General features: G+C 52.6%; 1 protein-coding gene. It reads left to right on the forward strand.

Annotation, left to right across the window (positions count from 1 at the left end; translation table 11 throughout):
* Positions 1-502: sodium ion-translocating decarboxylase subunit beta (locus M3200_RS03245; protein ID WP_288178108.1), on the forward strand; the 502-nt coding region annotated here is incomplete at both ends.

The following is a 502-nucleotide window of genomic DNA, read 5'->3' on the forward strand; positions in this document are numbered from 1 at the left end:
GCAAAAGAATATGAACCTCTTCTGCTTCTGCCAATCGCATTCGGCGATATTATGGCTAACTTCCCGAACACCGGCTTTGAAACCGATATGGGCGTTATGATGGCCATTGGATTTGGTATTAAGTATGAAATTTTCCCGCCGCTGATTTTCATGGGCGTAGGTGCCATGACGGACTTTGGTCCGCTTATCGCTAACCCGAAGACGGTTCTTCTGGGCGCAGCTGCTCAGATCGGCGTATTCGTCGCTCTGGCCGGCGCTATGCTCCTCGGCTTCAATGTCCAGGAAGCAGCTTCCATCGGCATCATCGGCGGCGCTGATGGCCCGACCGCTATTTACCTGACAACTAAACTGGCTCCACACCTCTTGGGTGCTATCGCAGTTGCCGCTTACTCTTACATGTCCCTGGTTCCGCTGATTCAGCCGCCGATCATGAAGCTCTGCACCACAAAAGCACAGCGCTCCATTAAGATGGTCAACCTTCGTCCTGTAACCCACTTCGAAA

The sequence above is a fragment of the Dialister sp. CAG:357 genome (assembly GCF_000435155.1).
In the GTDB taxonomy this organism is placed as follows: domain Bacteria; phylum Bacillota; class Negativicutes; order Veillonellales; family Dialisteraceae; genus Dialister; species Dialister hominis.